Raw genomic sequence first — 14365 nt, 5'->3', positions numbered from 1 at the left:
GACGGACGTGTTAGCCGATTACCTCATCTGCGCAGGAGAGCACGAAACCCCAGCAGCGCCGGTACGCCCAACCCCAGCCATGAAAGGACGTCCCAGGCGCCGTCGCCAAGCAAGGCTGCGAACAGCCCTGCCGCGCTCAGTGCCGCGATCACGCTTGGCCATGCGAAAATACGCCCGGTAGTCTGCGACTGGTGGCTCACGGTTTGGTCCTCTGTGGTTTGCGCTGCTTGCTCCACCAGAGATACAGGCCGCTGACGAGCACAATGATGGTCAGTGCATCGAGCAAGGCCCAGAGTATCTGCATTGGCCGGCCGCCGTAGTCACCGAAATGCAGGGGTTGGGACAGGCCCATTGCATCCATGTACCAAGGACGATCACCCACGGCCGTCACCTCGAGGGTGCGCGCGTCGATCAGGATCGGCGTGAACAGGTGCGAGGTCAGGTTCGTGGCGCCATTCATGAACACCGCATAGTGGTGCTCGCTGGAGAAGCGCGTGCCGGGGAAGGCGATGAAGTCAGGACGCATGCCGGGCGCGGCCTGTTCGGCGATCTTCAGCAACTGCGTGGCCGGGGCGCGTTCGGTGAGCGGCGGTGCGTCGCGGTAGGGCGCGACCATCGCCGCCAGGCTGTCGTTGCGCCAGGCGGCGATCACCAGGTCGGACAGGGCGCTGATCACCCCGGTGATGCCGACCACCAGGGCCCAGGTCAGGGTGACCACGCCGATCAGGTTATGCAGGTCCAGCCAGCGCAGGCGCCGCGACTTGTCGTGGCGGACCGTGGCGAAGCGCAGGCGGCGCATGAACGGCGCGTAGAGCACGGTGCCGGAGACGATGGCGAGAATGAACAGCACCCCCATGAACGCCAACAGCAGCTTGCCGGGCAACCCGGCGAACATATCCACGTGCAGGCGCAGCATCAGCATCATGAAGCCGCCGTTGGCCGCCGGCATGGCCACGGCCTCGCCGGTGCGCGCGTCGAGCATGAAGGTGTGCGAATCGTCGGGGTGGGTGCCGGCGGTGGCGGCCATGATCGCCACCACGCCGTTGGGCTCGTCCTCTTCGTAGCCGAAGTACTGCATCACCTCGCCGGGGCGGTGCTGTTCGGCCTTGAGCACCAGCTGCTGCAGGTCCAGGTGCGGGGTGCCTGCGGGCATCTCGCGCAGCTGCGGCGCGTCGCCCAGCAAGTGCTCCAGCTCATGGTGGAAGATCAGCGGCAGGCCGGTAAGGGCGAGCAGCAGCAGGAACAGCGTGCAGACCAGGCTGCTCCAGGTGTGGATCGCTGACCAGCGGCGGATGGTTTGGCTTTTCATCACGGTTCCTTACACGATCGCAGGTCAAGCCGCTCCCACGATCCGCAGGAACAGGCTTGACCCGTGATGGCCACTCAGAACTTGTAGGTGGCGCTGGCGACGACACTGCGTTGGTCGCCGTAGTAGCAGTAGTAGCCGTCGCAGGTGGACAGGTAGTCCTTGTTCAGCAGGTTGCTGGCGTTGATCGCCACCGAGGCGCCCTTGAGGCTGTTGTCCAGGCGGCCCAGGTCGTAGTGCACGGCGGCGTCGAACACTGTGTAGGCCTTGCTCTTGCCAAGCCAGGTGTTGGCTTCGTCACCGTAGCGGTTGCCGGTGTAGCGTGCGCCCAGGCCAATGCCGAAGCCGTCAAGCACACCGGTATGCCAGGTGTAGTCGGTCCACAGGGAGGCCTGCTGGTTGGGCATTTGTTGCAGGCGGTTGCCTTTGTACGGCCCTTTCTGGACTTCGGATTTGGCCAGGGTGTAGGCGGCGATCACTTTCAGGTTGTCTGTGACGTCGGAGACGGCTTCCAGCTCCAGGCCGTGGACTTTCACTTCGCCAGTCTGGCTGGTGACCGGTGTGCCACCGATGTTGTTGGTGACCTGGACGTTCTTCTGGGTCAGGTCGTACACCGCGGCAGAGAGCAGGGTGTTGGAGCCCGGTGGCTGGTACTTGATGCCCAGCTCCCATTGCTCGCCTTCGGTCGGCTTGAACGTCTTCTGCGGGTCCGCGTCTGCGCTGCTGGCCGGCTGGAAGGATTCTGCATAGGACAGGTAGGGCACCAGGCCGGAGTCGAAGACGTAGCTGATCGCCGCGTTGCCACTGAACTTGCTATCGCGCTGGGTGTTGGTGGCATCACCCTTGTTGAAGAACTTGGTGCCGGTGTGAACCCAGTCCTGTCGCCCGCCCAGGGTCAGGCGCCAGTTGTCGAGTGCCATCTGGTCCTGGATATAGAGACCGGTCTGCACCGTCTTCTGGTTGTAATCGTAATAGGCAGAGGAGCGAGCGGGGCGGGTGATCGGCAGGCCATGGGCCGGGTTGTTGACGTCGATCGGCGGTAAGTCGAAACCATAGATCGCCAGGTAGTCGTGATTGGTGCGCTGGTGATCCAGGCCAATCAACACGGTATGGCTGACGGAACCGGTGGCGAAGTCGGCCTGGAAGTTGTTGTCGACCGCGAACTGGCCGATATTTTCCTCGGTGTTGGTGGACATGCGATTGGCAATGCCATCATCGGTGACCGGGGGAAAGTCTTTGTTGTAGCTGCTGACCGTGATTGTCTGGAACGAAAGCTCCGACTTGGTGTAACGCAGATTCTGGCGGAACTGCCAGACATCGTTGAAACGATGCTCGAAGGCATAGCCCAGCGCGTAATAGGTGCGGTCGTAGTAGTCGTAATCCGGGTCACCCAGGTTCTTGTGGCGGGAGACCTTGCCGAACGGCATGTCGATCTTGGTGCCTTGAATCGGGTAGAACTGGCTGGTGGCACCGGTATCGTCGCGGGTGAACTGGCTGAGGAAAGTCAGCGAGGTGTCTTCGTCGATGTTCCATGTCAGGCTCGGGGCGATGTTGTAGCGCTTGTTGTCGATATGGTCGATCTGCGTGCCGCTGTCGCGTACCACGCCGCTGAGGCCATAGAGGAACTGGCCCTGCTCGTCGAGCTTGCCGGTGCTGGCGAAGTTGATCTGGCGGTGGTTGTCGCTGCCGTACTGCAGTTGAATCTCGTGGCTGCTCTCGGTCTGGGGGCGGCGGCTGACCATGTCGAGCAAACCGCCGGGCGGGGTCTGGCCATACACGGATGAGGCTGGGCCCCGCAGCAGCGCAAGGCGGTCGAGGTTCCAGGTTTCAGCTTTCGGGTTGGCATACACGCCGCGGGGCAGGGGCAGGCCGTCGAGGAACTGGGTCGGTTCGAAGCCGCGCACGCGCATCCAGTCATAGCGGGTGTCGCTGCCGAAACTGGCCGAGACGATGCCCGGCATGTACTTCACCGCGTCATCCAGGCTTTGCACGCCGCGGTCGCTCATCTGCTGGCGGGTGGCGACGGAAATGGAGCGTGGGACCTCGACCAGCGCTGTGTCGGTCTTAGTGCCGGCGGCGGTGCGCTTGGCGGTGTAGCCTTCCACCGGGCCCCAGGCGCTCTCGAAGCTGCTGCTGGCGTTGATGTTGGTCTCCGGCAGCGCCAGGCTGCCTTCGTTCACTGCCACCAGGCTGTAGCTGCCGGCGCTGCTCTGCTGCAGCTGCAGGCCGGTACCGCGCAGCGCGGCCTGCAGGGCACCGACAGCGTCGTACTGGCCACTGACGGGTGCCGAATTGCGTCCGCTGACCAGTGCCGGATCCAGCGCCAGGGCGATCCCGGCCTGGCTGGCGATCTGGTTCAGGGTGCTGGCCAGCGGCGCGCTGGGCAGGTCGTAGGCACGCGGGGCGGCCTGTTCGGCGGCGAACAGGGTGGTGCTGACCAACGGGGCGGCCAGGCCGATGGCCAGGGCCATCAGGCTGGGGCGAAGCAAAGCATCAACGGCACGGGACATGCAGCGGCTCCTCGACGAAATAGTGCTGACTGCTTCCTTGCCGAGCGAGATTGGGAAAGTGACAGGGGGCTTTGAAAAAATTTCGACTGATTTGCAGAAGCCTTTGGAAGCCGGCAAGCCGGCTTCCACAAAGGGCAGTGTGGCTGAAGCTATTTGGCGCTAACGGTGACCCACCACGGCGTACGCCGCTCGATCTTCACCGGCAGCGCCGGTTGCAGCGAGGCGAGGGCCAGGTCGGTGTCGGTCAGCGGGAAGCTGCCGCTCACGCGCAGGTCGGCGACTTCGTCGCTGACACCCAGGTGGCCGCTGCGGTACTGTCCGAGCGCTGCCACCAGGTCGGCCAGGCGCACGTTGTCCACCACCAGCATGCCGCGGGTCCAGGCATCGCTGCCGACCGCCACGGAGCCGACCCGGCCCAGGCCGTCTGCGTTCATCAGCACCTGCTGGCCTTCGCGCAGCACCTGCTCGTCGCCACTGTTCTGCGGCTTGGCGGCCACCGAGGCCTGCAGTACCTCCAGGCGCGTGCCGGCCTCCTCGCGCTTGACCAGGAAGCGCGTGCCCAGCGGGCGCAGGCGGCCATCCTCGGTGCGCACCAGCAGCGGACGGCTGTCCTTGTGGCCGGTCTCCACCGAGATCTCGCCGCGGTGCAGCACGATCAGCCGCTGCTCGCCCCGGAAGTCGATATCCACCGCGCTGCGGCTGTTCAAGCTCAGCAAGGTGCCGTCCTCCAGGCGCAGGGTGCGCATCTCGCCGGTGCCGGTGCGCTGGTCGGCCAGCCAGTAGGTCGGCGACAGGGTCGGCGCTGCGGCCCAGGCAAGTAGCCCGCCGAGCAGCAGCATGCCGGCCAGGCCGCCAAGGCGCTGGCGCAACCCGGCCCTTGATTGCAGCAGGGTGTGGCGTACCGGGCCGGCGGCGGCGTTGACGCGCCGGTCGAGCATGCCCAGTTGCAGCCAGGCGCGGGCGTGCTCCTCGTTGGCGGCGTGCCAGCGCATGAATTCGTTGCGTTCGTCCGGGGTACCGCTACCTTCGTCCAGGCACAGCTTCCAGGCGATGGCCGTTTCCAGCACCTGGCTGGAGACCGGGGCGTGGTTCATGTCGGTTCTCCGTAGAGGGCGACATAGCACTGGCGCAGGCCTTGGGCGAGGTACTGGCGCACGCGGGACACCGACACCCCGAGGCGCTCGGCGATTTCGGCGTGGCCCAGGCCGTCCAGGCGGCTGTACAGGAAGGCCGCGCGGGCCTTGCTCGACAGCTTGCCCAACAGGCGGTCGATAGCCTTGAGATCCTCGAGGATCAGGTGCTGTTGCTCGGGCGACGGGTGTTCGGCCTCGGGCAGCAGGGCCAGCTCCGCAAGGTAGGCCTGCTCGAGGGCGGCGCGGCGGAAGTGGTCGAACAACAGGCCCTTGGCCACGGCGACCAGGAAGGCGCGGGGTTCGCGGGGGGCGTCCAGGCGCTCGCGACCGAGCAGGCGCACGAAGGTGTCCTGGCTCAGGTCTTCGGCGCGCTGACGGCAGGTGGTGCTGCGCTGCAACCAGGCCAACAGCCAGGTGCGATGGTCGCGATACAGCGCTCCGACCAGCTCGGCATGTGGACTGTGCGCAGGCGTCAAGAAGCGATCCCCGAGGAAGAATGCGTTAACTAACGATAATTATTCGCGATTGTGGCAGAGGCGGGGGTGATGGCGCAATTGACGCTTATCGGATTGCCGGCAGCAATCGCAAACGTTTTGCGGTTCTCTTCAGGTGATGTGCAATTCCTGTAGGAGCGTGCATGGATCAGAGGCCGTGATGGTGCGCCTTGCGCCGCCGCCACTGGCGCACCCGCTGCTCTAGCTGCAACGGGCTGTCCAGTTGCTGGCGCCGGGCCTGGCTGAACAGGATCAGCGCCAGCTCCGCGGTCACCTGGGCATCGGCGCTGGCATGGTGGCGGGCCTGGACTTCAAGGCCGAAGCGGGCGATCCAGTCGTCCAGCCCGGCTTCACGCAACACGGTGTCGGGGTTGAGCATCGGCGCCAGCTCCGCCACATCGAGGAACGGATGCTGCAGGCGCAGGCCCAGGCTGTCCTTCAGCGCCCGGGCCAGCATGCGCTGGTCGAACGGGGCGTGGAACGCCAGCACCGGGCTGTCGCCAATGAAGTCCATCAGGTCGAGCAGCGCCTCGGCCGGGTCGCAGCCGGCGGCCAGGGCGCTGGGGCCCAGGCCGTGGATCAGCACGCTGGCGTTGGTCTTTTGCGCGGGCCGGTGCAGGGTGCGCTCGAACGGGCGACCCAGGGCGATGGCGCCGTCCTCGATGGCCACCGCGCCGATCGACAGCACCTGGTCGCGATTGAGGTTCAGGCCGCTGGTCTCCAGGTCCAGCACCACCCAGCGCTGTTCACGCAACGAGCAAACGCCCAGTGGCGCCGGCCCTGGCAGCAGGGCCAGACGACGACGCAGCGGGGCGGTGAGTTCGGGGGCGGCGGGGCGCCACCAGGTGAACAGGTTCACAGCTGGTACCGCAGCGCCAGGCTGCTTTGCAGGCGCTGGGCCTGGCGCAGCGACTCGCGCAGGATGCGCCGGTCCAGGTGGTTGAGGCTGTCCGGGTCGAGCCGGTTGGAGTAGGGCTGGTTCTCTCGGGTCTGGCGCTGGTGCTGCTGCATGCGGGTCTGCTGGATGAAGTGGTAGGCCTCTTCATAGGCGGCGCCGTCAAGCGGGTCGATGATGCCCTTGGCGATCAGCTGGCGCAGGCGCTCCAGGGTGTTGCAGGCGCTGATGCCATGGGCCAGGGCCAGCAGCCTGGCGCCATCGACGAACGGGGTCAGGCCTTGCACCTTGAGGTCGAGGGTGGCGGCCTTGTCGTCCCCCTGACGGGTCAGCACGAACTCGCGCAGGCGCCCGACCGGTGGTCGTTGGCGCAGGGCATTGTCGGCCATCATGCGCTGGAAGATGCGATTGTCGGCGACCTGCTCCAGCAGGCCCTGGCGCAGCTGTTCGCAGCCTTGCTCGTCGCCCCAGACCACGCGCAGGTCGAAGTAGATGCTCGAGCCCAGCAGGTTCTCGGGGCTCGCCTCGCGCACGAAACCGGCGAAGCGCCGTGTCCACTCGCTGCGCGAGAGGCACAGCTCGGGGTTGCCGGCCATCACATTGCCCTTGCACAGGGTGAATCCACACTGGGCCAGGTTGTGGTTTATCTGCTGGGCCAGCGGCAGCAGCCGGGCACGGATGGCCTCGGCCTCGGCGGCGTCGCGGGCCTCGAAGAGAATGCCGTTGTCCTGGTCGGTGTGCAGCGTCTGCTCGCGGCGGCCTTCGCTGCCGAAGCACAGCCAGCTGAATGGCACGCCCGGGTCGCCGCGCTCGGCGATGACCAGTTCGATCACCCGGCACACGGTATGGTCATTGAGCAGGGTGATGATCTGGGTGATCTGGGTCGAGGACGCGCCGTGGGCGAGCATGCGCTCGACCAGCTGGCCGATCTCGCCGCGCAGCGACACCAGGCTGTCCAGGCGTGGCGCATGGCGGATGGTGCGCGCCAGGTGCACCAGGTCGACACGCTGCAGGGAGAACAGATCGCGTTCGGAGATCACCCCGCACAGGCGCTGGTTGTCCACTAGGCAGACGTGGGCGATGTGCCGCTCGGTCATGGCCATGGCGGCATCGAAGGCGCTGGCCTGGGGGCTTAGGTGGAACGGGCGGGCGGTCATGTAGCGTTCGATCGGCGCGGTCAGCTCGGCACTGGCGTCGGCCACCACCTGGCGCAGGTCGCGCAGGGTGAAGATGCCGATGGGATGGCGCTGGTCGTCGACGATGACGATGCTGCCGACCTGCTGCTCGTGCATCAGCCCCACGGCCTCGCGCAGCGGTGTGTCCGGCGCGCACACCACCGGGTGGCGCAGCGCCAGTTCGCCCAGCGGGGTGTTCAGCGAATACTGGGTGCCCAGGGTTTCCACGGCGCGCTGGCGCACCTGCTGGTTGACCTGGTCGAGCAGGCTGCTGACCCCGCGCAGGGCGAAGTCGCGGAACACCTCGGACATGGAGAACACGCGGATGAACGCGGCCTTGTCCAGTTGCAGGCAGAAGGTGTCCTCGCCGGCCAGGTGCTCGGTGCGGGTGGCCCGCTCGCCGAGCAACGCCGCCAGCGGGAAGCATTCGCCGCTGGCGATCTCGAAGGTGGTTTCGGTGCCCGGCTTGGTGACATGGTGGCGCTCGCCGACTACGCGGCCCTGTTTGACGATGTAGAAGTGCTCGACCGGACCGTCGGCAGGCTTGATGATGCTTTCGCCGGCCGCGTGGAAACGCAGCTGGCACTGCTCCACCAGGTAGGCCAGGTGGTTGTGTTCCATCTGGTTGAACGGCGGGAAACGCTGCAGGAATTGCAGGGTGCCCTGGATGTTTTGCAGCACTGCTGTTCTGCCCGCCTGGCTGTAGGCGTCCTTTTTGCTCATGGAACCGACCGCGATAAGTATGTCTGCATATGTAGCGCAGACCTTGTTGTTCTAGGGCTCCATGGTCGGACGACGGCTCTGCGGTGCCCATTGGACGTAAGTCTATAAGGCGCGACGGACTTTTCGCTGCTTGTCCCGGGTGTCAAATAGCCGACGAAAGGCAGTTTGCATGCGGGGGTTTTGCGGTCTGAACTTGAATAACGGGGTTTTTTTGACGAGACGACCATGGCAGAGCATGACGACATCCTGAGCGACGCCGAGCGAGAGGCGTTGGCCGTGGTGAGTGCACCCGTCGCGCCCAGGCCCGTGGTACTGGTGGTGGACGACAACCCGGTGAACAGCGAAGCGCTGAGCCTGTACCTGAAGAGCCGGGGTATCGCCTGCATGACGGCCGACGGTGCGCAGGAGGCGATGTTGAAGCTGCACTATGAGCCGCGTATCGCCCTGATGATCACCGACCTGCGCATGGAGCCCAAGGACGGCCTGGAGCTGATCCGCCAGGTTCGCGAATCGGAACGGGCGGCGCTGTCGATCATCGTGGTGTCGGGCGACACCGATGTGAAAGAGGCGGTGGACGTGATGCACCTGGGGGTGGTGGATTTCCTGCTCAAGCCCGTGGACCTGGGGAAGCTCCTGGAGCTGGTGCGACGTGAGTTGAGAATGGATCAGGGCTGAAAACGATCGCGGGGCCAGCCCGCTCCCACGCTGGACTGGCGTGGGAGCGGGCTGGTCCTGCGATGCGTTGCAGGTGGCTTACACCCCGTTACGCGCCTTGAACTCGCGACGACGACGGTGCAGCACCGGCTCGGTGTAGCCGTTCGGCTGCTTGGCGCCTTCGACCACCAGCTCCACGGCGGCCTGGAACGCGATGTTGTCATCGAAGTTCGGCGCCATCGGGCGGTACAGGGCGTCCCCCGCGTTCTGCTTGTCGACCACTGCGGCCATGCGCTTGAGGCTTTCCAGCACCTGCTCCTGGGTGACCACGCCATGGCGCAGCCAGTTGGCCAGCAGCTGGGCCGAGATACGCAGGGTGGCGCGGTCTTCCATCAAACCGACATCGTTGATGTCCGGCACCTTCGAGCAACCCACGCCCTGGTCGATCCAGCGCACCACGTAGCCGAGAATGCCCTGGGCATTGTTGTCCAGCTCGTTGCGGATCTCGTCGGCCGACCAGTGGGTGTCAGTGGCCAGCGGGATGGTCAGGATGTCGTCGACCGAAGCCGGAGTGCGCGAAGCCAGCTCGCGCTGACGCGCTTGCACATCGACCTTGTGGTAGTGCAGGGCGTGCAGGGTGGCGGCGGTCGGCGACGGTACCCAGGCGGTGTTGGCGCCGGCCAGCGGGTGGGCGATCTTCTGCTCGAGCATGGCGGCCATCAGGTCGGGCATGGCCCACATGCCCTTGCCAATCTGCGCGCGGCCCTGCAGGCCAGTGGCCAGGCCCACGTCGACGTTGTTGTTCTCGTAGGCGCCGATCCACTTCTCGTTCTTCATGGCGCCCTTGCGCACCACGGCGCCGGCTTCCATGGAGGTGTGGATCTCGTCACCGGTGCGGTCGAGGAAGCCGGTGTTGATGAACACCACACGTTCGGCGGCAGCCTTGATGCAGGACTTGAGGTTGACCGTGGTGCGGCGCTCCTCGTCCATGATGCCGACCTTGACGGTGTTGCGCGGCATGCCCAGCAGGTCTTCGACGCGGCTGAAGATCTCGGCGGCGAAGGCCACTTCTTCCGGGCCGTGCATCTTCGGCTTGACGATGTACACGCTGCCGCTGCGGGTGTTCTTGCGGCTGGTGTTGCCGTTGAGGTTGTGCAGGGCGATCAGGTTGGTGAACAGGCCATCCTGGATGCCTTCGGGGATTTCGTTGCCCTGGGCGTCGAGGATCGCCGGGTTGGTCATCAGGTGACCGACGTTGCGCACGAACAGCAGCGAGCGTCCGTGCAAGGTGACGCTGCCACCATTGGGGGCGGCGTACTCGCGGTCCGGGTTCATGGTGCGGGTGAAGGTCTTGCCACCCTTGCTGACGTTTTCGGCCAGGTCGCCTTTCATCAGGCCCAGCCAGTTGCGGTAGACGATGACTTTGTCATCGGCGTCGACTGCGGCGACCGAGTCCTCGCAGTCCATGATGGTGGTCAGCGCCGATTCCATCAGGATGTCCTTCACGCCGGCGGCGTCGGTGCTGCCGACCGGGGTGCTGGCATCGACCTGGATTTCGAAGTGCAGGCCGTTGTGTTTGAGCAACACGGCGGTCGGTGCCTTGGCGTCGCCATGGAAGCCGATCAGCTGGGCGTCGTCGCGCAGGCCGCTGTTGCTGCCGCCCTTGAGGGCCACAACAAGCTTGCCGCCTTCGATGCGGTAGCCGGTGGAGTCGACGTGGGAGCCGGCGGCCAGTGGCGCGGCTTCGTCGAGGAAGGCACGGGCGAAGGCGATGACCTTGTCGCCGCGCAGCTTGTTGTAACCCTGGCCTTTCTCGGCGCCGCCCTCGTCGCTGATGACGTCGGTGCCGTAGAGGGCATCGTACAGCGAACCCCAGCGAGCATTGGCGGCGTTCAGGGCGAAGCGGGCGTTCATCACCGGCACCACCAGTTGCGGGCCTGCCATGACGGCGATTTCTTCATCGACGTTCTGGGTGGTGGCCTGGAAGTCCTCGGCCTGTGGCAGCAGGTAGCCGATTTCCCCGAGGAACGCCTTGTACGCCACGGCATCGTGGGCCTGGCCCTTGCGGGCCTGGTGCCAGGCGTCGATCTTCGCTTGCAGCTCGTCGCGCTTGGCGAGCAGGGCTTTGTTCTTGGGAGCGAGGTCGTTGATGATCTTCTCGGCACCGGCCCAGAACTGCTCGGCGTTGATGCCGGTCCCCGGAATGGCTTCGTTGTTGACGAAGTCGAACAGGACCTTGGCGACCTGAAGGCCACCGACTTGAACGTATCCAGTCATTGCTTGCCTCACCTCTGCTCAGCTATTTCGCTTTCGCTCTTCTGTATTAAGCCTGTAGCGCTTCTCTAAACACGGCACCAGTGCGTGCCCACGTGCTCCGGGGGCGGCTGGGTGCGGCTCGCCAGACGGGCCGGCGGGCGGTTGGCGTATTTTCACAGGCGCCTTGGCAGACATCGAAACGACGTTTTGTAGTCCGCGTCGACGCATACTACATGAAGCAGCAGGCAGGTGAACATCAGACTAAAAGCGTCGCTCTGCGACCGGTTGGTCGCATGGGGTCACGCTGGGAGACGACATGTTCGCAAAAAACAGGTGGATTGTTCCAGATAAATCTTGAAACAGTACACGATTGATTGCCATGACTGTCCTGCGGCAGGTTGCCGCGCCTTGCCTATACTGATTCGATCCCCGTATTCCGGTCGCCTGGGGCGGCCTTCGCAGACGAATGAAGGAGTGGCCCGTGGACCATCTCGTACTCACCGTGATCGCCCCGGACAAGGCCGGGCAGGTCGAGCGTATCGCCCAGTGCATCGCCGATCATAATGGCAACTGGCTGGAAAGCCGCATGTCGCGCATGGCTGGGCAGTTCGCCGGGATCCTGCGGGTGGCGGTGCCGGCGGAGAACTATGCCGAACTGGTCGAGTCGCTGCAGAAACTGGGTGACCACGGCATCCGTGTACTCATTGCCGAAAGCGGGATCGAGCCGTCCTGCACCTGGAAACCGATCGCCATGGAGCTGGTGGGCAACGACCGGCCGGGTATCGTCCGTGATATCACCCGCTTGCTGGCCGAGCAAGGGGTGAACGTCGAGCGCCTGAGTACCGAGGTCCGGCCGGCGCCGATGAGCAGCGAGCCGCTGTTTCATGCCGATGCATTGCTGGCGTTGCCGTTGACCTTGTCGCTGGAGGATCTGCAGGCGCGGCTGGAGAGCCTGGCGGATGATCTGATGGTGGAGTTGCGGTTGCGGCCGGAGGAGTGATTCGAGATCGCCGGGGCGCGAAGCGGCCCTGAGGTGGTTATCCCGATTTTGCGGGGAAGCCCCTGTGGATAAGCTGGGGGCGCTACGCTGGAGGCCAGTTACAGCAAGGCCTGGCGAGATTTGAGCAAAAAACGTCCACTATTCAGTGGCTTGTGCACAAACGGCGGGGACGAGGGTGTGGATAACCTTTGGAGCGCTTGCTGCAGGCCACGTTATCCGTGGCTTGCAGCAATATGATCATTTTTTGATCAGGCGCGCTTGCGCAAACTCAGCCAGGCATCGACGCTGTAGACAGCCAGCCCCGCCCAGATAAAGGCGAACGCCATCAATGTGCTCGACGACAGGTGTTCGTCGAACAGCAGTACCGCCTGCAGCAGCACCAGGGTCGGTGCCAGGTACTGCAGGAAGCCCAGTGTTGTGTAGGGTAGGTGGCGTGCGGCGGCGTTGAAACATACCAGCGGCACCAGTGTCACCGGGCCGGCGGCGATCAGCCACAGCGCTTCGCTGCTGCCGAAGAACTCAGGGCTGGCGCTGCTGGCCGTCGGGTGCAGCAGCAACCAGCCGATGGCAATGGGCACCAGCATCCAGGTTTCGACCACCAGCCCTGGCAGCGCCGCCACTGGTGCCTGCTTGCGGATCAAGCCATAGAAGCCAAACGACAGCGCCAGGGCCAGCGACACCCAGGGCAGGCTGCCCACCTGCCACACCTGTTGGGCGACGCCCAAGGCTGCCAAGGCGACCGCCAGCCATTGCAGGCGGCGCAGGCGCTCGCCGAGCAGCAGCATGCCCAGCAGCACGTTGATCAGCGGGTTGATGTAGTAGCCCAGGCTGGCCTCGAGCATGCGCCCGTTGTTCACCGCCCACACGTAGGTCAGCCAGTTGCCGGCGATCAGCGTGCCGCTGAGGGCGAGGATCGCCAGGCGCCGCGGGTTGTCGCGCAGTTCGCGCCACCAGCCGGGGTGCTTCCACACCAGCAGCAGGAGCGAGCCGAACAGGGCCGACCAGAGCACGCGGTGGACGATGATTTCCACCGCCGGAACGCTCTGGATCGCTTTGAAGTACAGGGGGAACAGGCCCCAGATGATGTAGGCGCCAAGGCCCAGGAGGTACCCGCGGCGCGGGTTGGCGGCGTGCATGCAGAATCCTTGCTTAGGTAGCTAAATAAAGCGACGCCTATTGTAGACAGAGCGCGGCGTTGACCTAGAACAATTTCAACGGTTGTTCATCGAGCGCGGCGATCTGTTCGCGCAGGGCGAGGATCTGGTCGCCCCAGTAGCGCGGCTGGCCGAACCAGGGGAAGCTCGGCGGGAACGCCGGATCGTCCCAGCGCCGCGCCAGCCAGGCGCTGTAGTGCAACTGGCGCAGGGCGCGCAGAGGCTCGATCAGGGCCAGCTCACGCGGGTCGAAGTCGTGGAATTCGTTGTAGCCGTCGATCAGTTCGGCCAGCTGGCCGAGCCGCTCTTCGCGGCTGCCGGCGAGCATCATCCACAGGTCCTGGACGGCCGGGCCCATGCGGCAGTCGTCGAGGTCGACCACGTGGTAGACGTCGTCACGGTGCATCAGGTTGCCGGGGTGCAGGTCGCCGTGCAGGCGGATTGTCTGGTACGAGGTGCGGGCGTAGATGTCCTCGACCCGCTTGAGCAGGTCGCGGGCCACCGATTCATAAGCCGGCAGCAGCTCGCGGGGCACGAACTCGCCGTCGAGCAGGGTCTTGAGCGAGGCGTGGCCAAAGTTGTCCACAGCCAGCGCTTCGCGGTGCTCGAAGGGTTTGCTCGCGCCTACCGCGTGCAGGCGCCCGAGCAACTGCCCGAGGCGATAGAGCTGGTCGAGGTTGCCCGGCTCCGGGGCATGGCCGCCACGGCGTGGGAATAGGGTAAAGCGGAATCCCTGGTGTTCGAACAGGGAGCGCCCATCGTGCAGCAACGGCGCCACCACCGGCACTTCGCACTCGGCCAGCTCACGGGTGAAGGCGTGTTCCTCGAGGATCGCCGCGTCGCTCCAGCGCCCAGGGCGATAGAACTTGGCGATCAGCGGCTGCGCGTCCTCGATGCCCACCTGGTAGACGCGATTCTCGTAGCTGTTGAGCGCCAGCACCCGTGCGTCGCTGAGAAAGCCGAGGCTTTCCACGGCGTCCAGTACGAGGTCGGGGGTGAGGGTGTCGAAGGGATGGGACATGAAAGGCTCCGGTCGCGGGGACTGCGGCCTGCATGTTACCCCAA

Annotated in this window: 12 protein-coding genes; 2 read left to right on the top strand and 10 right to left on the bottom strand. The window is 65.2% G+C overall.

Features of this window, described 5'->3' with window-relative positions; all coding sequences use genetic code 11:
- Positions 1-23: 23 nt before the first annotated feature.
- From AC25MA_RS08020 to AC25MA_RS07990, 7 genes are all read right to left on the bottom strand, one after another.
- Positions 24-200: a DUF4175 domain-containing protein gene (locus AC25MA_RS08020; protein ID WP_139121049.1), complete on the bottom strand. Its 177-nt coding sequence runs from the start codon at positions 198-200 to the stop codon at positions 24-26.
- Positions 197-1309, bottom strand: coding sequence for a PepSY-associated TM helix domain-containing protein (locus AC25MA_RS08015; RefSeq protein WP_207851484.1), 1113 nt, complete (start codon positions 1307-1309; stop codon positions 197-199). The genes AC25MA_RS08020 and AC25MA_RS08015 overlap by 4 nt, the downstream gene beginning before the upstream one ends.
- 74 nt (positions 1310-1383) lie before the next feature.
- On the bottom strand, positions 1384-3816 hold the full coding sequence (locus AC25MA_RS08010; RefSeq protein WP_062362900.1) for a TonB-dependent siderophore receptor: 2433 nt from the start codon (positions 3814-3816) through the stop codon (positions 1384-1386).
- Between the two features lie 149 nt (positions 3817-3965).
- Positions 3966-4910, bottom strand: a complete 945-nt coding sequence (locus AC25MA_RS08005) for a FecR domain-containing protein (RefSeq protein WP_486971933.1) — start codon at positions 4908-4910, stop codon at positions 3966-3968.
- The gene (locus AC25MA_RS08000) at positions 4907-5425 is read right to left on the bottom strand and encodes an RNA polymerase sigma factor (protein ID WP_028689080.1); all 519 of its coding nucleotides are present in this window, start codon (positions 5423-5425) and stop codon (positions 4907-4909) included. Before AC25MA_RS08000 ends, AC25MA_RS08005 begins: the two co-directional genes overlap by 4 nt.
- 166 nt (positions 5426-5591) lie before the next feature.
- On the bottom strand, positions 5592-6302 hold the full coding sequence (locus AC25MA_RS07995) for a 3'-5' exonuclease (RefSeq protein ID WP_279153167.1): 711 nt from the start codon (positions 6300-6302) through the stop codon (positions 5592-5594).
- Positions 6299-8236, bottom strand: coding sequence for a putative nucleotidyltransferase substrate binding domain-containing protein (locus AC25MA_RS07990; RefSeq protein ID WP_062362909.1), 1938 nt, complete (start codon positions 8234-8236; stop codon positions 6299-6301). The genes AC25MA_RS07995 and AC25MA_RS07990 overlap by 4 nt, the downstream gene beginning before the upstream one ends.
- Positions 8237-8461: 225 nt before the next feature.
- On the opposite strand from AC25MA_RS07990, the gene AC25MA_RS07985 reads away from it, so the two are divergent.
- Positions 8462-8911, top strand: coding sequence for a response regulator (locus tag AC25MA_RS07985; RefSeq protein ID WP_028689077.1), 450 nt, complete (start codon positions 8462-8464; stop codon positions 8909-8911).
- Positions 8912-8989: 78 nt separating this feature from the next.
- Here the strand turns inward: AC25MA_RS07985 and AC25MA_RS07980 are convergent, their stop codons facing one another.
- Positions 8990-11167, bottom strand: coding sequence for a malate synthase G (locus AC25MA_RS07980; RefSeq protein WP_486971932.1), 2178 nt, complete (start codon positions 11165-11167; stop codon positions 8990-8992).
- Positions 11168-11627: 460 nt separating this feature from the next.
- Between AC25MA_RS07980 and AC25MA_RS07975 the strand changes: the two genes are divergently transcribed.
- Complete coding sequence (locus tag AC25MA_RS07975) at positions 11628-12146, top strand: glycine cleavage system transcriptional repressor (protein ID WP_028689075.1); 519 nt, start codon at positions 11628-11630, stop codon at positions 12144-12146.
- A 248-nt stretch (positions 12147-12394) separates the two neighbouring features.
- Here the strand turns inward: AC25MA_RS07975 and rarD are convergent, their stop codons facing one another.
- Positions 12395-13282 carry an EamA family transporter RarD gene (gene rarD / locus AC25MA_RS07970; RefSeq protein WP_028689074.1) on the bottom strand — a complete coding sequence of 296 codons (888 nt, stop codon included), beginning with the start codon at positions 13280-13282 and terminating at the stop codon, positions 12395-12397.
- A gap of 64 nt (positions 13283-13346) precedes the next feature.
- Positions 13347-14321 (bottom strand): serine/threonine protein kinase, encoded by a 975-nt coding sequence (locus AC25MA_RS07965; RefSeq protein WP_028689073.1) that lies wholly within the window; start codon positions 14319-14321, stop codon positions 13347-13349.
- Positions 14322-14365: the final 44 nt, after the last annotated feature.

The organism is Pseudomonas sp. P65(2024) (assembly GCF_057480955.1).
This window is presented reverse-complemented; position numbering and strand designations above follow the sequence as displayed.